The organism is Streptomyces sp. NPDC050147, from assembly GCF_040660195.1.
Taxonomy (GTDB): domain Bacteria; phylum Actinomycetota; class Actinomycetes; order Streptomycetales; family Streptomycetaceae; genus Streptomyces.
This window is the reverse complement of the sequence record NZ_JBFALJ010000013.1, coordinates 104,781-122,193: the sequence shown is the minus strand read 5'-3', so window position 1 is coordinate 122,193 and position 17,413 is coordinate 104,781. Positions and strand designations below refer to the sequence as shown.

Annotated in this window: 15 protein-coding genes; 8 read left to right on the top strand and 7 right to left on the bottom strand. The window is 69.8% G+C overall.

Features of this window, described 5'->3' with window-relative positions; all coding sequences use genetic code 11:
- Positions 1 to 43: 43 nt before the first annotated feature.
- Positions 44 to 1,348: a fumarylacetoacetase gene (gene fahA / locus AB0I94_RS21295; protein ID WP_363311134.1), complete on the bottom strand. Its 1,305-nt coding sequence runs from the start codon at positions 1,346 to 1,348 to the stop codon at positions 44 to 46.
- Positions 1,349 to 1,542: 194 nt separating this feature from the next.
- Between fahA and AB0I94_RS21290 the strand changes: the two genes are divergently transcribed.
- Both AB0I94_RS21290 and AB0I94_RS21285 read left to right on the top strand, forming a co-directional pair.
- The gene (locus tag AB0I94_RS21290) at positions 1,543 to 2,799 is read left to right on the top strand and encodes an ATP-grasp domain-containing protein (protein ID WP_363311133.1); all 1,257 of its coding nucleotides are present in this window, start codon (positions 1,543 to 1,545) and stop codon (positions 2,797 to 2,799) included.
- Between the two features lie 69 nt (positions 2,800 to 2,868).
- On the top strand, positions 2,869 to 4,071 hold the full coding sequence (locus AB0I94_RS21285; protein ID WP_363311132.1) for an FAD-dependent oxidoreductase: 1,203 nt from the start codon (positions 2,869 to 2,871) through the stop codon (positions 4,069 to 4,071).
- Between the two features lie 54 nt (positions 4,072 to 4,125).
- On the opposite strand, the gene AB0I94_RS21280 is transcribed toward AB0I94_RS21285, so the two are convergent.
- Together AB0I94_RS21280 and AB0I94_RS21275 are read right to left on the bottom strand one after the other, a co-directional pair.
- Positions 4,126 to 4,608: a hypothetical protein gene (locus AB0I94_RS21280; protein WP_363311131.1), complete on the bottom strand. Its 483-nt coding sequence runs from the start codon at positions 4,606 to 4,608 to the stop codon at positions 4,126 to 4,128.
- Between the two features lie 58 nt (positions 4,609 to 4,666).
- On the bottom strand, positions 4,667 to 5,005 hold the full coding sequence (locus AB0I94_RS21275; protein ID WP_363311130.1) for a hypothetical protein: 339 nt from the start codon (positions 5,003 to 5,005) through the stop codon (positions 4,667 to 4,669).
- Positions 5,006 to 5,172: 167 nt separating this feature from the next.
- On the opposite strand from AB0I94_RS21275, the gene AB0I94_RS21270 reads away from it, so the two are divergent.
- Positions 5,173 to 5,988 (top strand): HAD family hydrolase, encoded by an 816-nt coding sequence (locus tag AB0I94_RS21270; protein WP_363311129.1) that lies wholly within the window; start codon positions 5,173 to 5,175, stop codon positions 5,986 to 5,988.
- A gap of 56 nt (positions 5,989 to 6,044) precedes the next feature.
- Here the strand turns inward: AB0I94_RS21270 and AB0I94_RS21265 are convergent, their stop codons facing one another.
- Together AB0I94_RS21265 and AB0I94_RS21260 are read right to left on the bottom strand one after the other, a co-directional pair.
- The gene (locus AB0I94_RS21265) at positions 6,045 to 8,033 is read right to left on the bottom strand and encodes a CocE/NonD family hydrolase (protein WP_363311128.1); all 1,989 of its coding nucleotides are present in this window, start codon (positions 8,031 to 8,033) and stop codon (positions 6,045 to 6,047) included.
- Between the two features lie 19 nt (positions 8,034 to 8,052).
- Positions 8,053 to 9,567 carry an oligopeptide:H+ symporter gene (locus AB0I94_RS21260; protein WP_363311127.1) on the bottom strand — a complete coding sequence of 505 codons (1,515 nt, stop codon included), beginning with the start codon at positions 9,565 to 9,567 and terminating at the stop codon, positions 8,053 to 8,055.
- A 351-nt stretch (positions 9,568 to 9,918) separates the two neighbouring features.
- Between AB0I94_RS21260 and AB0I94_RS21255 the strand changes: the two genes are divergently transcribed.
- The 5 genes from AB0I94_RS21255 (at position 9,919) to AB0I94_RS21235 (ending at position 15,636) form a co-directional block, all read left to right on the top strand.
- Positions 9,919 to 10,929, top strand: coding sequence for a polyprenyl synthetase family protein (locus tag AB0I94_RS21255; protein WP_363311126.1), 1,011 nt, complete (start codon positions 9,919 to 9,921; stop codon positions 10,927 to 10,929).
- Positions 10,930 to 11,073: 144 nt separating this feature from the next.
- Positions 11,074 to 12,087, top strand: coding sequence for a CHRD domain-containing protein (locus AB0I94_RS21250; protein ID WP_363311125.1), 1,014 nt, complete (start codon positions 11,074 to 11,076; stop codon positions 12,085 to 12,087).
- 309 nt (positions 12,088 to 12,396) lie between these two features.
- Positions 12,397 to 13,671: a DUF2092 domain-containing protein gene (locus tag AB0I94_RS21245; protein WP_363311124.1), complete on the top strand. Its 1,275-nt coding sequence runs from the start codon at positions 12,397 to 12,399 to the stop codon at positions 13,669 to 13,671.
- Between the two features lie 89 nt (positions 13,672 to 13,760).
- Positions 13,761 to 14,732: an ABC transporter ATP-binding protein gene (locus tag AB0I94_RS21240; protein ID WP_363311122.1), complete on the top strand. Its 972-nt coding sequence runs from the start codon at positions 13,761 to 13,763 to the stop codon at positions 14,730 to 14,732.
- Positions 14,719 to 15,636, top strand: a complete 918-nt coding sequence (locus AB0I94_RS21235; RefSeq protein WP_363311121.1) for an ABC transporter permease — start codon at positions 14,719 to 14,721, stop codon at positions 15,634 to 15,636. The genes AB0I94_RS21240 and AB0I94_RS21235 overlap by 14 nt, the downstream gene beginning before the upstream one ends.
- A 6-nt stretch (positions 15,637 to 15,642) precedes the next feature.
- Here AB0I94_RS21235 and AB0I94_RS21230 read toward each other — a convergent pair whose 3' ends face one another.
- Together AB0I94_RS21230 and AB0I94_RS21225 are read right to left on the bottom strand one after the other, a co-directional pair.
- Positions 15,643 to 16,236, bottom strand: coding sequence for an NAD(P)H-dependent oxidoreductase (locus tag AB0I94_RS21230; protein WP_363311120.1), 594 nt, complete (start codon positions 16,234 to 16,236; stop codon positions 15,643 to 15,645).
- A 119-nt stretch (positions 16,237 to 16,355) separates the two neighbouring features.
- Positions 16,356 to 17,297 (bottom strand): M28 family metallopeptidase, encoded by a 942-nt coding sequence (locus AB0I94_RS21225; protein WP_363311119.1) that lies wholly within the window; start codon positions 17,295 to 17,297, stop codon positions 16,356 to 16,358.
- Positions 17,298 to 17,413: the final 116 nt, after the last annotated feature.

Here is a 17,413-nt window from a genome sequence, read left to right as displayed (position 1 = left end):
GAGCGCAGGGAGCCGGGGGTGGCCCCACCCCCGGCCAGAAACCTCACCGCGCCGAGGCGACCCTGCCAGACACTTCGCCGAGGCCGACCCGGGTCCCGTCCGGGCCAGGGGCCCACGCCGAGAGGGTCACCTCATCACCATCCTCGAGGAAAGTCCGCTTCCCGTCCGGAAGAACAAGCGGGTCGCGGCCGTTCCAGGTGATCTCGATCAGGGAGCCGTACTGCCCCTCGGAGGGGCCGCTCACGGTGCCCGAGCCGTACAGGTCGCCCGTGCGCAGGGACGCGCCGTTCGCCGTCATGTGGGCCAACTGCTGGGCAGCCGTCCAGTAGACGGTGGAGAAGGGCGGCTCGGAGATGACGTGGCCGTTCAGGGTCACGGTGATGCGCAGGTCGTAGCCGCCGGGCTCGTCGGCGACGGACTCCGCCGAGTCGTCCAGGTAGGGCAGGAGTTCGTGCGTGCGCTCCGGAGGGGCGACCCGCGCCGCGTCCAGGGCCTCGAGGGGGGTGATCCACGGCGAGACCGAGGTGCAGAAGGACTTGCCGAGGAACGGCCCGAGCGGAACGTACTCCCAGGCCTGGATGTCACGCGCCGACCAGTCGTTGAGGAGGGTCAGGCCGAAGACGTGCTCCCGGAAGTCGGCGAGCGGCACCGGAGTGCCGAGGTCCGACGGCGTACCCACGACGAAGCCGACCTCGGCCTCGATGTCGAGGCGGGCCGAGGGCCCGAAGACCGGGGCCGTCTCCGCCGGAGCCTTGCGCTGTCCCGTCGGACGTACCACCTCGGTGCCGGAGACCACAACGGTGCCGGACCGGCCGTGGTAACCGATGGGGAGGTGCTTCCAGTTGGGGGTCAGCGGGGCCGGTGCGTCCGGACGGAAGATCTGGCCCAGGTGCGTCGCGTGGTGTTCGGAGGCGTAGAAGTCCACGTAGTCGGCGACCTCGAAGGGGAGGTGCAGCCTGACCTCGGACAGGGGGTACAGCAGGGGGCGCACGACCTCGCGGTGCGCCGGGATCGTCACCCATGCCGTGAGCGCTCGTCGCACATCGGACCAAGCCGTGCGGCCCGCGGCGAGCAGCGGGTTGAGCGTGGGCCTGGCGAGCAGCGAGACATAGGGCGAGCCGAGTGCGGCGGCCGCGGCGCCCGCGTCGAGGACGTGATCACCGAGCCGTACGCCGACGCGGCGCTCTCCGCCTCCGGACGAGTCCTCGTCGCCTGTGGTCAGGGAGAACACGCCGTACGGGAGATTGTGCGGCCCGAAGGGGTCACCCTCCGCGAGAGCGAAGGGGTCGCCTTTGGAGCGGACGGAAGGGTCGCTCCCGGTCGGATCGAGCGGGGTGTGCTCGGACATGCGTACCTGCCTCGCTTTCCATATGGGTGTGCCACACGTTACGTGGGAACCCCCGGCTGGGGCAGTGTCTAAAGAGTTCGCAATGTCCGAATAAATCTTGCTGGAGTGGTCAGTTCCGGCTTAGCGTCCTTGCGGGGGACGCGGACGGGGTGGGTCCGGGTCATACGGAGGGACACGTGGGGGGACCCGTGGCCATGAGCAACGACAGCGTGCCCTTCGCGGTGGACCGTGAGGTGCCCGGCCTGATCGTGAAGTTCGGAAACTATCCGTTGCACCACGGCGGGGTGGGCGCGATCCGCAGCCTCGGGCGGCTCGGCGTGCCCATGTATGCGATCACGGAGGACCGTTACACACCGGCGGCGGCCTCCCGCCATCTGACCGGCGCCTTCCCCTGGCCGACCACCGGGGTGGAGGAGCCGCGGCGGCTCATCGACGGAATGCTGCGCATCGCCCGCCGGATCGGCAGACCCACGGTCCTGATCCCCACCGATGAGGAAGCGGCCGTCCTCATCGCCGAGCACCAGGAGCAGCTGTGCGCGGCGGGGTTCCTCTTCCCGCGCGTGGAGCCGTGGTTGCCCCGCCGCCTCGCCAGCAAGCAGGGTCTGCACGAGCTGTGCGTGGAGCACGGCATCGCCTCGCCCGCCGCGTCCTTTCCCGAAAGCTACGGGGACATAGAGGAGTTCGCCGCCGCGGCCGTCTTCCCGGTGGTCGCCAAGAACCGCGAGGCGTTCACGCGTCGCCTGCGTCCCGCGGTCAACGGGACGACGCGCATAGAGACCCCGCAGGGCCTGCTCCGCCTCGCCCGTGGCTGGGGCGAGCGGCCCGGGGTGATACTTCAGGAGTATCTGCCGAGGGAGCAGGCCGAGGACTGGATCGTGCACGCGTACTTCGACGCGGACTCGGCACCGCGGGCGATGTTCACGGGCGTCAAGGTGCGCTCCTGGCCGCCGCACGCGGGGATGACGGCGAACGCGTATGTCGTCGACAACCCGGAACTCGCCGACCTCGCCGCACGTTTCATCAAACAGATCGGCTTCACCGGCGTCATCGACCTCGACCTGCGCTTCGACCGGCGCGACGGTCAGTACAAACTGCTCGACTTCAACCCCCGCATGGGTGCGCAATTCCGGCTCTTCGAGAGCGAGTCCGGGATCGATGTGGTCCGCGCGATGCATCTGCACCTGACGGGGCGCCCGGTTCCCAAGGGGGAACAGCGCGCCGGGCACCGGTACGTCGTGGAGAACATCGACCTGCCCGCGCTCCTCGCCTACCGCCGCAGCGGCTATACGACCCCGCACGCGCCCCCGCACGCGAGCGGCACGGAACTGGCGTGGCTCGCGGCGGACGACATGAAGCCGTTCTTCATGATGCTCGCGCGGTTCGTACGACCGGGGGTCAAGCACCTGTATCAGCTCTGGCGGACCAACAAACGGGGCAGCACGACGAGTTGAACCGTCGGGACGGCCCGCCACCACACGAAGTAGGCACACGCGGTAAGTGACGTCCTGGGGAGGGACTTCGTGATTCATCCGGTAGCAGTGATCGGGGCCGGCCCGTACGGCCTCTCGACGGCGGCCCATCTGAGAGCTCGGGGCATTCCGGTGCGGGTCTTCGGCGACCCGATGGTGAGTTGGCGCGCGAGCATGCCCGCGGGCATGCTCCTGAAATCGACCCCCGTGGCCTCGAACATCGACGCGCCGCAGCGAGGCCACAACCTCGTCGACTACTGCGACGCGGCGGGCATACGGCGGCTGGTCACCGACGAGGACATCATCCCGATCGAGACCTTCGTCGCCTACGGGGAGTGGTTCAAGGAGAAGCTGGTGCCCGACCTGGAGCAGGTGCGGGTGGTGTCGGTGGACCGCAGGGGCACGGCAGGGTTCGACCTGAAGCTGGACTCCGGCGAGCAGTTCACGGCCCGCGCGGTCGTGGTCGCCACCGGCCTCTCGGGTCTCGCGCAACTGCCGCCCGCGCTCGCCGCGGCGGTACCGGACGGGCCGACCCCCACAGGGCCCGTCTCGCACAGCTCGCAGCACAGTGACCTGTCACGGTTCGCGGGGCGTGAGCTGATCGTGGTGGGCGCGGGGCAGTCGGCCCTGGAGACGGCCGCGCTCGCCGCCGAAGCCGGCGCGAACGTGAAGGTGGTGGCGCGCGGCAAGGGATCGGTGGCCTTCGGGTCGCCGCCGTGGGAGCAGCCGAAGCTGCGCCCCGAGTCGCCGTTCGGCCGCGCCTGGTCGCTCTACGCGATCAGTTACTACCCCCACCCTTACCGCTACCTCCCTCCGCAGGCCCGCCATTACCTGGTCCGCCGCATCCTCGGGCCGCTGGGCGCGTGGTGGCTGCGTGACCGCTTCGAGGGCAAGGTCGAGACGCGCGAGGTCCGCCGTGTCATGTCGTCGGACGTCCGGGACGGCAGCCCCGTCGTGCGGGTGGAGACCCTGGGCGGCCGCGTCCGGGAACTCTCCGCCGACCACGTCATCGCGGCGACGGGCTATCGGGTCGACCTCGCGGCGATGGACTTCCTGAGTCCCGCTCTCCGCGCCCGCCTGGCGGTCGACCGGGGCACACCGAAGCTGGGCGCGGGGTATGTCTCGTCGGTCCCGGGCCTGTACTTCACGGGGCTCCCGGCGGCGGCGTCGTACGGACCGGTGATGCGGTTCGTGTGCGGGACGGAGTTCGCTTCGCCTCGGTTGGTGGGGCATTTGGCGCGGGGGCACGGGTGAGGGACAGGGAGGGAAGGGAGCAGGGGTTTTTGCTGGCGGAAGCCCCTGCTCGGGTCAGGCTCCGAATGACTCCAGGAAGTCACGAAGGACGCGCGCCGAGAAGGGATCGGTCGCCGGGTCCTCCGGCGTGACGAGACTTACGACGAAGTATTCACTCAGGAGCAGTCCCGTTCCTTCGACGGCGGCCACAACCGCGGGGTCCGCACCACGGACCCCTGTCACCTGGGCGGCGCGCAGCGCCTGTGTATGGAGCCCGTAGAACACCGAGAAGGGGCCTTCGCCGTCGCCGTCGAGGGCGTAGCCGTACTCCTCCCAGAAGTCCTCCATCTCCTGGCCCGCCGAGCAGGTGACGATGCCGGAGTATGCGTCGTCGTCGGCTTGCGGGAGATCCCAGTCGGCCAGGGTTTCCGCAAGGACCGGCTCTCCGTATAGGAAGAGACCGGGCCAGTGTCGGTGCTGGCGCATGACGAACTTCTTCATCGCCGCGGGGAAGCCGGCGTCGACGATGAAGTCGCTTGAGTGGCCTGTGATTTCCATGAGTTCCTTGCCTCGCGGCCCGCTTCGGTGCCGATCAGGCCTTCCAGCCCGAGGTGGGTCATGCCCGGCCCAGCGTCCAGGCCGGGGAGTCCTCCGGTGGAGCCGGCCAGCGTTCCAGGGAGGGGATGTCGATGGCCGCGTCGGCTTCCTCGTCTCCCGTGGGGAGGCGGAGATTGACGTCGTGCTTGTAGTAGAGGCCATAAGCCCAGAACTCGGGGAACTCGTGGCCCGTAATCTCGTGTTCCGACGCCTCCGTGTCCGCTCTCGCGTACCGCTCATTGATCCTCGCGACGGCCTCCGCCCGGTCCATCGCGAACAGCTCCACCATGACGTCCGCCATCTTGCGGTAGTACTCCAGCATGGTGTCGCTCAGGGGTACGAGGAACTCGTGCGTCATGGGGTCTTCCGGTGAGGTTCTCGGAGCGAGCACTACCGTAAGGCCGGTTCGCCGCAACCCGTCCCAGTGAATCCCGCGAGCGCCGGTTGTGCGACCAGCGCACTGCGCTCGTCACAGCTCCTGTGACGTTGCTTTCGGCATCGCCTGGGATCCGTATTCTCTGGATCATGGCTGCCCCCATCGCATATTCGCTCATCGCCACTGACCTGGACGGAACGCTGCTGCGCGGCGACGACACCGTCTCCGACCGGTCGTTGGCCGCGCTGACGGCGACGTCCGCGGCGGGGGCGCACCACCTGGTGGTGACCGGGCGCCCCGCGCCGCGCGTGAAGCCGCTCCTGGGTGATCTGGGCGGCGGCGGCCTCGCCGTCTGTGGGCAGGGGGCGCAGTTGTACGACTCGGGAGCCGACCGCATGATCTGGTCCGTGACGCTCGACCGTGAGCTCGCCGAGGCCGCGCTCGGGAAGATCGAGGCGGAGGTGGGGCAGGTCTACGCCGCCGTGGACCAGGACGGCGTGGACGGGCTCACTCTCATCGAGCCCGGGTATTTGATGCCGCACCCCACCCTGCCCGCCGTGCGCGTGCAGGGGCGTGCGGCGCTCTGGGCCGAGCCCATCACCAAGGTGCTCCTGCGCCATCCCGAATTGACCGACGACGAGCTGGCCGCCGTCGCCCGCGATGCCGTCGGCTCCCTCGCCTCCGTCACCATGTCGGGGCCCGGCACCGTCGAGCTCCAGCCGCGCGGCGTGACCAAGGCGACCGGGCTCGCCCTCGCCGCCGAGCGGCTCGGGATGGCGGCGGAAGACACCATTGCCTTCGGGGACATGCCCAATGACGTGCCGATGTTCGTCTGGGCGGCCCGTGGTGTCGCCATGGCCAACGCCCACCCCGACCTCAAGTCGGCCGCCGACGAGGTGACCGCGTCGAACGAGGACGACGGGGTGGCCGTGGTCCTCGAACGGCTGCTGAGGGCACGGGAGTAGCGGCCTATCCCGCCGTGCGGGGATGGCGGCCTTTCCCGCCGTACGGGGGGAGCGGCCTATCCCGCAGTACGGGGAATGCGCTTCTCCCACGTCCTGTGGAACACCACCTCACCGCTGTCCTTGCACACCACCTCGTTCGACGTGATGAAGTCCGCCGCGTCACAGGTGATTTCTGAGCGCGACTCGATCGTCGCGTCCCAGCCGAGCTCGGGGCGGTGCAGGCGGATCAGCCAGTCGGAGCGGGTGCGGGCGGAGAGCGGGTCGGACTCGTTGATCGTGTACGTCTCCACCGCGTCCTCGGTGAATTCGAGGCCGTCCGGGTAGACCCGCGTGCCGCCGTAGCGCGGGTCCACCTCCAGACGCCACTCGCCCTTCGCCACATCGCGTACGACCAGGCGTTCGGGGCGCGGCTCGTCGAGCGTGGCCGGATGGACGACCTCCAGCGGCTCCGACTGCTCGGGAGCGGCGAAGACGATGGAGGGATCCAAGTCGCCCGAACGCACCGGGAGTTCCAGCGCACTGCCCGCCGGGTCCAGGACGAAGCCCGCCGATTGCGCCTGCGGCCAGATCCACGGCCAGTACGCCGACGACACCGCGAGCCGGATCTTGTGGCCGGGCGGGAAGGTGTGGCCGATCGCGTTGAGGTCGAAGGTCACGTCCTCCGTCCCGCCGACCGGCCACGGATCCACGCGGTCCCGGCCGTTACGTGATGAGAGGTTCAGTACGCCCCGCGTGACCAGGGTCGACGAACCGTCCGGGGCGACGTCACACACCCGCGCGATCGCCTGGCCGGAGGGGGAGTTCACCGTCAGGCGCAGCGTCACCCTGGGGCGGCCCAGGACGCGTACGGCAGAGGGGACCTCGAACTCGAAGCACGCCGACTTCGCGTCCTCGTCCCGCTGGTCCGGCGGCAGGTCCGCGTCGTTGCCGAACGGGAAGTAGCGGCCCGCGTCCAGGCCCGTGTGGTGGGGGGAGTCGACGATCACCGGGGCGCCCTGGAGGGCGTACGGGGTCGGGGTGACGTTCGGCGACGGCCAGGAGGGGTCGCCGACCCAGCCGCCCGGCAGTTCGGCGTACACCGTCGCCGGCGGGTGGGAGTCGCTGATCCAGGAGCGGAGCTTCGGCTCCGCCATGATGCCGGTGTCGATGCCCTTGAGATGGTGGTCCCACCAGCGCAGGGTCTCCTGGAGGAAGCCGATCGCGGGGCCGGGCGGAAGGCCACGGTCCGGGTACTGGTGCGACCACGGGCCGATCAACCCGCGTACGTCGCCCGGCAGATGTTCGACCAGGCGCAGGACCGTGTCCCGGTAGGGGTCGTGGAAGCCGCCCACCGCGAGGACCGCGGCGCCGATCGCCGAGTAGTCCTCGCAGACGCTGCCGTGCTGCCAGTAGGCGTCCCGGGTCTGGTGGTCCAGCCAGGTGTGGATGAAGGGGTCGACGGCTTCGAGGCGGTCCACCCACATCTGGCGCCAGCGGTCGCCGACGAACAGCGGGTCCGGCGGGCGCGACACGAAGGCCAGCATCGTGGCCGCCCACGCGTGCATGTCCACGGCCAGGACGGAACCACCCATGTAGTGCACGTCGTTGTCATAGCGGTCGTCCGCGGAGCAGACCGTGATGATCGCCTTGAGCGGCTCGGGCGCGAGAGCCGCGATCTGGAGGGAGTTGAAGCCGCCCCAGGAGATGCCGAACATGCCGACCTTGCCCGAGCACCAGGGCTGCGCGGCGAGCCAGTTGACGACCTCCACCCCGTCGGCCAGCTCGACGGCGTCGTACTCGTCGCCCGGCATGCCCTCCGAGTTGCCGTGCCCCCGCACATCCACGCGCACGGAGGCGTAGCCGTGGCCCGCGTACCAGGGGTGGCGCTGCCAGTCGCGCGGCGCCGTCCAGTCGCTCAGCCGGTAGGGGAGGTACTCCAGGAGGGCTGGGACGGGTTCGTCCGTCACCGGGCGCCAGATGCGCGCGTACAGCTTGGTCCCGTCCGGGAGGGGTACTTGGACGTCCTCGTGGGTGGTCTCGTACGGGAAGGACTGGCGAATCTGCATGGCGGGAACCTCAGTGTCCTCAGTGGACGGGGTGCATGGTGCGGCGGAGCCACGGGGCGAGCAGGATGACGGCTACACCGGCGGCCACCGCGATCACGCCGTTGACGCCGAAGTAGGCCGGGGTGGAGACCTCTCCGTACAACTTCACGACCTGCGCCTGGATGCCGTTGGCGAGGGCGAGCGAGAGGAACCAGAGGGCCATGGTCTGGCTGGCGAAGGCCTTCGGGGCGAGCTTCGTCGTGGCCGACATGCCGGACGTCTCCACGAGGATGTCGCCGAGGCCGAGCAGCAGGTACGAACCGACGATCCACCAGACCGCCATCTTGTACGTGTCGTCGCCGTGCCCGGAGGTCGGCAGGACCATCAGGAGGAACGAGAGGCCGCCCAGGATCACACCGAACGCGATCTTGTTGGACGCGTGCGGCTGGCGGTGGCCCATCCGGGCCCAGAGCGCGGCGACGACGGGGGCGAGCGCGACCTCGAAGGCGCCGAGCGCGGAGGCGTACCAACTGGCGGGGAAGGTGAAGCCGAGGATCGATGTCTCGGCGTTCGTCGACGCGAGCAGGATCATCGTCGAGTAGGCCTGGAAGAGGATGAAGTTGAAGACGACCGAGGCGAGGAAGAGGACCACGTACGGCCTGAGCCGGCCGCGCTCCTCGGACGTCACCCGCGGGCTGCGGAACATGACCGCGAAGTAGACGATCGGCGCGATCACCGAGATCAGGGTGAGCAGGTCGACGAAGCGGTCCATCGTCAGCCAGCCGACGCCGGCGAGTACACCCGCGAGGGCGGCGAACACCAGGCCGCCCGCGACGATCAGGACGACCGCGCGGCGCATCGCGTCCTTGGGCAGCGCGAATTCGGCCGCTGCCTTGCGTCCGGCGAGGTGGCGGCGGCCCAGGACGTACTGGACCAGGCCGAAGGTCATGCCGATCGCGGCCGCCGAGAAGCCCCAGTGCCAGCCCTTGTGGTCGCCGAGCCAGCCGGTGATCAGCGGGCCCGCGAAGGCTCCGATGTTGATGCCCATGTAGTACAGCGCGAAGCCCGCGTCACGCCGGTCGTCGTCGGTGCGGTAGAGCTTGCCGACCATCGAGGCGACGTTCGGCTTGAGCAGGCCGGTGCCCGCGCTGATCAGGCCGAGCCCGGCCCAGGTCATCGTCGCCGTCGGTACGGCCATCGAGTAGTGGCCGCAGGCGATGAGGATGCCGCCCCACAGGACCGCGCGGTACGAACCGAGGATGCGGTCGGCGAGCCAGCCGCCCGCCACCGAGACGAGATAGACGAGTGTTCCGTAGGCCGCCGACACCGAGGCGGCGGTTCCGGAATCCATGCCCATGCCGTCGTTCGCGACGGAGTCCGCGAAGTACAGGACGAGGATGGCCTGCATGCCGAGGAACGAGAAACGCTCCCATACCTCCAGGCCGGACAGGGTGAGCAGACCACGGGGCTGCCCGAAGAAGGCGTGGTCGTCGCCGGGCGGCGGCTCCGACGGCGGCTCCGCGGGCGGTTCGGTGTCGGCCTCAGTGCGGGACAAAGGTTCTGCTCCGGGTAGTTCCGTCGATCATGGGGCTTACAGGGCTTACAGGGCTTACAGGGCTTACGGGGCTTACGGGGCCTTCTGGGATTACGGGGATTACGGGGTGATCGGGTCTTGTGGGTCGTATCGGCTGATCAAGAACATACCGGTGGTGATCGCACGTCGCCTGGGCGGCATTGCACAGGCGGGTGCCCACTGTGATCGAAAGGCGACCGGATACGCTGACTTGTGTGATGGCAGCGACACATCGACAAACCGTGTCATCGACCCCGCCATCACGCAAAGATCGACCGAGTGATGATCGACCGAGTACCGACTTGTGATCGTCAGCAGACAGGAGAACCCCTCGTGACCGTCGTCGGGCCCTTCGGCCTCAGCGTGCGGGACCAGGCTCTCGAAGCCGATGTCCAGGCCGGATTGGCGGCCGTCGAGGAAGGCCTGCTCGACGCCACCAAGAGCGGGGTCCCCTTCATCACGGAGGCCGCTCAGCATCTGGTGCGCGCGGGCGGCAAGCGGTTCAGGCCGCTCCTCGTGATGCTCTCCGCGCAGTTCGGCGATCCGTACGCGCCGGGTGTCGTGCCCTCCGCCGTCGTCGTCGAGCTCACGCACCTCGCGACGCTCTACCACGACGACGTGATGGACGAGGCGGACGTGCGCCGCGGCGTCGAGAGCGCCAACCAGCGCTGGGGCAACTCCGTCGCCGTCCTCACGGGTGACTTTCTCTTCGCCCGCGCCTCGTACATCCTGGCCGACCTCGGCCCGGACGCCGTCCGCATCCAGGCGGAGGCCTTCGAACGCCTGGTCACCGGGCAGATCCTGGAGACGGCGGGGCCCACCGAGGGCCGCGACCCGATCGACCACTACCTCGACGTGCTCGGCGGCAAGACCGGCTCGCTGGTGGCCGTGGCGTGCCGTTTCGGCGCGATGATGTCGGGCGCCGACGAGACCGTCGTGGACGTCCTGACCCAGTACGGCGAGCGGCTCGGCGTCGCCTTCCAGCTCGCCGACGACGTACTGGACATCGCGTCCGACTCGCACGAGTCCGGCAAGACGCCGGGCACCGACCTGCGCGAGGGCATCCCGACGCTGCCGGTGCTGCGCCTGCGCGAGCGGGTGGAGAAGCTGGGTCTTCCCGAGGACATCGCCCTGTCCGAGCTCCTGGACTCCGACCTCACGGACGACGCGCGGCATGCCGAGGCGCTGGCCCGGCTGCGGGTCCACCCGGCCCTGGAGCAGGCGCGCAAGGACACCGTGCGGTACGCGGAGGAGGCGCGGGACACCCTCGCGCCGCTGCGGGACTGCGACGCGAAGACGTCGCTCGTCGAGCTCTGCGACCTGGTGGTGCACCGGGCGGGCTGAGGTCTCCGGCCCACGCGGTGGACGTGACGTAGGTCACACTCCCGTCCGGTCCTGGGTTGAGTCCGGGATCGGATCCAATCCGTACCTATGCCCGGAAGCTGACGCAGTGGGGCGTCGGCTCAGGTACGGGGAGATTTTCTGACCATGGGTACTTTTGGCATACCTGGTACATCTGGGGCCTTCGTACGCCGCCGCCGGGCTCTGCTCGCCGCCGGTGTGGCCGTCGCGGCCGCGGGGGGCGTGGCGGTCGCGACACCGCCCGCGACCGCACACGGCGGAGGCGGCACCGGCAGTGGAGGGTCTCTCTTCGCGGTGAGCATGAACGGCGCGAACGAGGTGCCGGCGCCGGGCGGCCCCGCGGTGGGCGACAAGGACGGCCGGGCGCTCGAATTCATCAAGGTCGAGGGCGACAAGGTGTCCGTCAGCGTCAAGTGGCGCGGCACCGGCAAGCCGACCGCCCTCCACATCCACCAGGGCGCCAAGGGAACCAACGGCGGCGTCAAGGTCGACTTCACCGAGCTGCTCGGCAAGAGCGAGAGCGAGAGCGAGAGCAAGGGCAAGGGCAAGGGCAAGGGCAAGAGCCGTCTCCTCACCGGCACGGTCAAGGTCGACGACGCGGCGCTGCTGGGGCAGTTGAAGGCCGACCCGGGCAGCTTCTACGCCAACCTGCACACCGCCGAGTTCCCCGGCGGCGCGGTCCGCGGCCAGCTCCACAAGGTGACCACGGACTTCGACTTCCGTGACGCGGCGGCCCACTTCCAGGCCTCCGTGATCCGGGGCAAGCAGATCTACGAGTGCGAGAAGGCGGAGGACGGCTCGGGCAAGTTCGCCTTCGCGCAGCGTGACGTGCGCGCGAGGCTCGGCGGCGGCATCGCGCACGACTTCGTCGCCCCCGGCTCGGGCACCCCGCGCTGGACCGCCCCCGACCGCAGCCAGGTCACCGGCAAGCTGATCTCCAGGACTCCGAACGGCGAGAAGAACATCCCCGAACTCGACCTGGCCGCCACGCAGACGGGCAAGCCGCGCGGGCTGCTCGCCGGAACCGCGGAGATCCTGCGCCTGAACACGGTGGGCGGGGTCGCACCGGCGGGCGACTGCGAGCGGGGCGCCATCGCGGAAGTGCCGTACAAGGCGGACTACGTGTTCGTACGGCGCTGACCCGGGGCCACCGCCTGACCTTCCTGCGGACCTTCCTGCGGATCTGCCTCCGGATCTGACTCCGGACCTGGTCGGGCGGTGTCTCCCCTACGGGACGGGGGAGGCGCCGCCGCTCCGTGTCATCCCACAGCAGTACGTGGAGTTGATCCCGGGGTCTGACGCTTCTCGTTGGCCGATTTGGTCGTATGGAGACAAGCAAGGTCCAGCAAGAACAACCACTCCTGACCTATTCGGGTGAGAATGGCGGCGCGGGGTGGACGCACGCACGTACTGGGAAGGCCGCCGCCGACCACGGAGGTAGGGCACACAATGGCACCGTACGAACCGGAGCAGAACACCAGCGAGACCGGGGAGCTGCGCGCGGGCCGCCGCAAGGCGGCGCGTTACGTGGTCCCCGTCGCGGTGGCGGGGGTGGCGGCGGCGACCATCGGGCTCGTCCCGGCGCTCGCCACGTCGGGCGACCCCAAGCTGCCCGACGTCACCGCACAGGAACTCATCGAGAAGATCGCCGCGTCGGACACGGAGCGGCTCTCGGGCACCGTGAAGATCAGCACCGACCTCGGCCTCCCGTCCTTCGGCGGTGACATGGCCGGCGGCTTCGCTCCGGGCGGCGGCTCGGGCGGCGAGGACGGCGAGGGCGGCGAGGGCTCGGCCGCGGACCCGCGGTCCAAGCTGATGGAGCTGGCGACCGGCACGCACACGCTGCGCGTCGCCGCCGACGGCCCCGACAAGCAGAAGCTGTCCGTCCTTGACGACGCCGCCGAGTACAGCCTGATCCACAACGGCGACGACGTGTGGGCGTACGACAGCAAGTCGAACGAGGCGTATCACTCCAAGTCGGCGGGCAAGGCCGGGGACTCCGGCAAGGGGTCCGGCAAGGGGTCCGGCGAGAAGGACCTCCCCAAGGGCGTCCCGTCGACGCCCAAGGAGCTGGCCGACGAAGCGCTGAAGGCGGTCGACGACACGACGTCGGTGAAGGTGGACGGCACCGCGCAGGTCGCGGGCCGCGACGCCTACCGCCTGGTCATCAAGCCCAAGCAGTCCGGCTCGACGGTCGGCCAGATCACGGTCGCGGTCGACTCCGAGACCGGTACGCCGCTGAAGTTCACGCTCACCCCGTCCGGCGGGGGCAGCGCGGTCGTCGACGCGGGCTTCACCAAGGTCGACTTCGGCAAGCCGGCCGCGTCGACCTTCGACTTCACGCCGCCCAAGGGCGCGAAGGTCACGGAAGGGGACGACGCCAAGGCCGAGGAGCACGGCTTCAAGGACGGCGGCAAGGAGTTCAAGGGCGACAAGGACATGGAGGGTCTGAACGACCTGAACGTCATCGGTGAGGGCTGGACGTCCATCGCCGAGCTCGAACTGCCCGGCGGCCAGGGCATCCCCACGGGCGGCTCCGGAGATGTCCCGCCGGACGCGCAGCGGCTCCTCGACTCGCTCGGCGACAAGGTGTCGGGCGAGTTCGGCTCGGGCACGGTCTTCAAGACGCGTCTGATCAACGCCCTCATCACCGAGGACGGCAAGGTCTACGCGGGCGCGGTCACCAAGGACGCCCTCGTGAAGGCGGCCGACGCGGCGAAGTGACCGTCGCGGCCGGCTGATTGATCGGCGGGTCCGAGGTGCCGGACAGGCACGTCGGGCCCGCCGTCACGACTTCGAGCGGGGAGGACACGGTGCCGGACACCAGCACCGGCGGCGGGGCGGCGGAAAGTGTCATCGAGACCTCCGCGCTCACCAAGCGGTACGGCAGGCAACTGGCCGTGGACGGCCTGAGTCTCACCGTGCCCGCGGGCAGCGTCTTCGGGTTCCTCGGGCCCAACGGCTCCGGCAAGACGACCACCATCCGGATGCTGATGGGCCTGATCGAGCCGACCTCCGGCCGGGCCAGGGTCCTCGGCCACCCCATGCCGCGTCAGACGCGCAGGGTGCTCCCGCAGGTGGGCGCGCTCATCGAGGGCCCCGCTCTCTACGGCTTCCTCTCCGGCCGCGACAACCTCCTGCGGTACGACGCCGCCGATCCGACCGCCGACCCGCGCACCCGCCGTGCCCGCGCCGAATCGGCGCTTGACCGGGTGGGGTTGACGGCCGCCGCGGGCAAGAAGGCGAAGGCGTACTCGCTCGGCATGAAGCAGCGCCTCGGGCTGGCTGCCGCACTGCTCCAGCCGCGCAGGCTCCTCGTGCTCGACGAGCCGACCAACGGCCTCGATCCGCAGGGCATGCGCGAGATCCGGGCGCTGGTCAGGGAGCTGGCGTCGGAGGGTACGACCGTCTTTCTCTCCTCGCACCTCCTGGACGAGATCGAGCAGGTCTGCACGCATGCCGCGGTGATGGCCCAGGGCCGCCTGATCACCCAGGGCCCGGTCGCCGAACTCGCCGCCGGTGCGCGGGGGCGTCTCGTCGTGACGACGCCGGACACGAGTGACGCGGTGCGCGTCCTGAAGGAGCTCGGCGTGACGGATCTCGTCGTGACGGAGGACCGCGTGACGGGCGAACCACCGGGCGCACAGGCGGGCACCGACCTCGCGGATCTGAACGCGGCGCTGGTCGGAGCGGGCGTACGGGTACGGGGCTTCGGCGTCGAACGGGCCTCGCTGGAGGACGCGTTCGTGGCGCTGACGGGGGAGGGCTTCGATGTCGCGGGCTGAGGGCGTCGACGTAACGGAAGTCAGCGACGTACGAGAGAGCGGCGACGTACGCGAGGTGCGGCGGATCTGGACCCTCGGGCTCTTCCGCAGTGAGCTGGGCATCGCCTTCCGCCGATGGCGCACCCTCGCCCTGCTCGGCGTGCTCGCCGCCGTGCCGATTCTCGTGGGTGTCGCCGTCAGGATCGAGACAAGTGACGGCTCGACGCTCGGCGGGGGCGGCGGTGAGGCGGGAGGCCCGGCGTTCATCGCGCAGGTGACCAACAACGGTCTGTTCCTCGTCTTCACCGCGCTCGCCGCGACGCTTCCCTTCTTCCTGCCCATGGCGGTCGGAGTCGTCGCGGGCGACTCCATCGCGGGCGAGTCCAGCGCGGGGACGCTGCGCTACCTCCTGGTCGCCCCGGCGGGGCGGACGCGCCTGCTGCTCGTCAAGTACGCGACGGTGATGACGTTCTGCCTGGTCGCCACCCTCGTCGTGGCTGTCTCCGCGCTCGCCGTCGGGGCGCTCCTCTTCCCGGTCGGCGAGGTCACCACGATCTCCGGCACCCGGATCGGCTTCGGCGAAGGGCTGCTGCGTGCCCTGCTCATCGCCCTCGTGGTGGCCGCGTCACTGATCGGGATGGCCGCGCTCGGTCTCTTCGTGTCGACGCTGACCAGCAGCGGCATCGCGGCGATGGCGACGACGGTCGGTCTGCTGATCACCATCCAGATCCTCGACCAGATCCCCCAACTGCACGCCATCCAGCCGTACTTCTTCTCGCACTACTGGCTGTCCTTCGCGGACCTGATGCGCGAGCCCGTCTACTGGGACGAGCTGGTCAAGAACCTCGGCCTCCAGGGCCTGTACGCGGTCCTGTTCGGCTCGGCGGCGTGGGCGAGGTTCGGCGCGAAGGACATCTCCGCGTAGCCGCCGTCAGCTCTCGTACGGGTAGCGGGCGAGCGGCGGCTCCTGAGCGAAGAACGTCTTGGCGCGGGTCAGGGCCTCGGTGTCGTCGAGTACGTTGCCCGGCCTTGAGCCGTTGCCGAGCAGGACGCCGCCGAAGCGCATGGGGAAGAAGGCGGCGGTGTGGCTCAGGGTGCTGATCAGTGGATCCGCGACCTCCTCCTCGCGGTGCGCGAGCACCGTCACGCCCCACAGGGCGCGGTCCTTCAGGGTGGTCTTGAAGTCGATCTCCGGGATCTCCAGCCACGCGTCCCAGTAGTCGAGGTAGCGCTTGGTGGTGGCCGACAGCGAGTACCAGTACAGCGGCGACACGATGACGATGTCCGTGGCGTCGAGCGTGGCGTCCAGGAGCAGTGCCTCGTTGTCGCCGGTGGGGCGGGGGCGGGCGCGAGGGCCGCTGCTGTCGTGGCGCCGGTCCTCGAAGTCGGGCAGCGGGTGGTCGGCGAGGTTCAGCCAGCGCTGCTCCACGTCTGCCGGAAGCTGTTCGGCGGCCTTGCGGGCCAGCGTCTCCGTGTTGCCCTCGGGCCGGGCGCTGCCGAGAACGAAGAGGAACTTGCGGGTCATGGTGGGCCCCCTGGATGTGTGGCGTGGCGGTGCACGACCGCGGAGAGCCGTGCAATTACCTGCGCTTGCACTATATGCACGCGCAGGTAATTGCGTCCAGGGGGTTTCCGATGTGGGCCCTACGAGGACAGCCCCCACACCGCGTACGCCACGGCGTCGCTGTTGTGGTCGAGGGCGGTCCCGTCGATGTTCGCCTCCGTGTCGCACGCGGAGTGGTAGCACTTGTCGAACGGCTCACCGGCCGTGCCGCCCCAGTTCTGGGCCTGCTCGGCGGTCTTCTCGTAGTCGGCGCCGCTGAACAGCCCGCCGACCGGGACGCCCGCGTCCTTGAACGGCGCGTGGTCCGAGCGGCCGTCGCCCTCCTCGTCGGGCTCCGTGGTGAGGTCGAGGCCGCCGTAGAAGTCCTTGAAGGTCTTCTCGATGGTGGGGTCGTCGTCGTAGACGAAGTAGCCCGGGTTCGGGGAGCCGATCATGTCGAAGTTCAGGTAGCCCTTGATCTTCGAGCGCTCGCCGGCGGGCAGCTTGTCGACGTAGTGCGAGGAGCCGACGAGCCCCAGCTCCTCGGCGCCCCACCACGCGAACCGCAGGTGCTTGGTGGGCTTGTACTGCTCGCGCGCCACGGTGAGAGCCGTCTCCAGGATCGCGGCCGAACCGGAGCCGTTGTCGTTGATGCCGGGACCGGAACCGACGCTGTCGAGGTGCGAGCCCGCCATGACGACCTGGTCGGCGTCGCCGCCGGGCCAGTCGGCGATCAGGTTGTAGCCGGTCTTGCCGTTGGAGGTGAACTCCTGGAGCGAGGTGGTGAATCCGGCCTCGTCCAGCTTGCCCTTCACGTAGTCGACGGACGCTTTGTGGCCCGCGCTGCCATGGGCGCGGTTTCCGCCGTTGGACGCGGCGATGTTCTGCAGCTGCGAGAGGTGGGCCTGCACGTTGGCCACGGAGATGTCGGGGGCGGCCGCCGTGGGGGCGGGGGCGGCGGAGGACATCGCGTTGGTGGTGAGGAGTCCGGTGACGGCTATGACGGCGGCTGCTGTGGCGCGCCTGGGAACGGAGAGCTTCATGTGGGGGCTCCGTCTTCTGTTGGGTCGTTGCGTGGGGGTATGGGGGGTGCGGGGGGTGCGGGGGGTGCGGGGGGTGCGGGGGGTGCGAGGGTCGGGAGGTACGGGGGTCGGCGGGA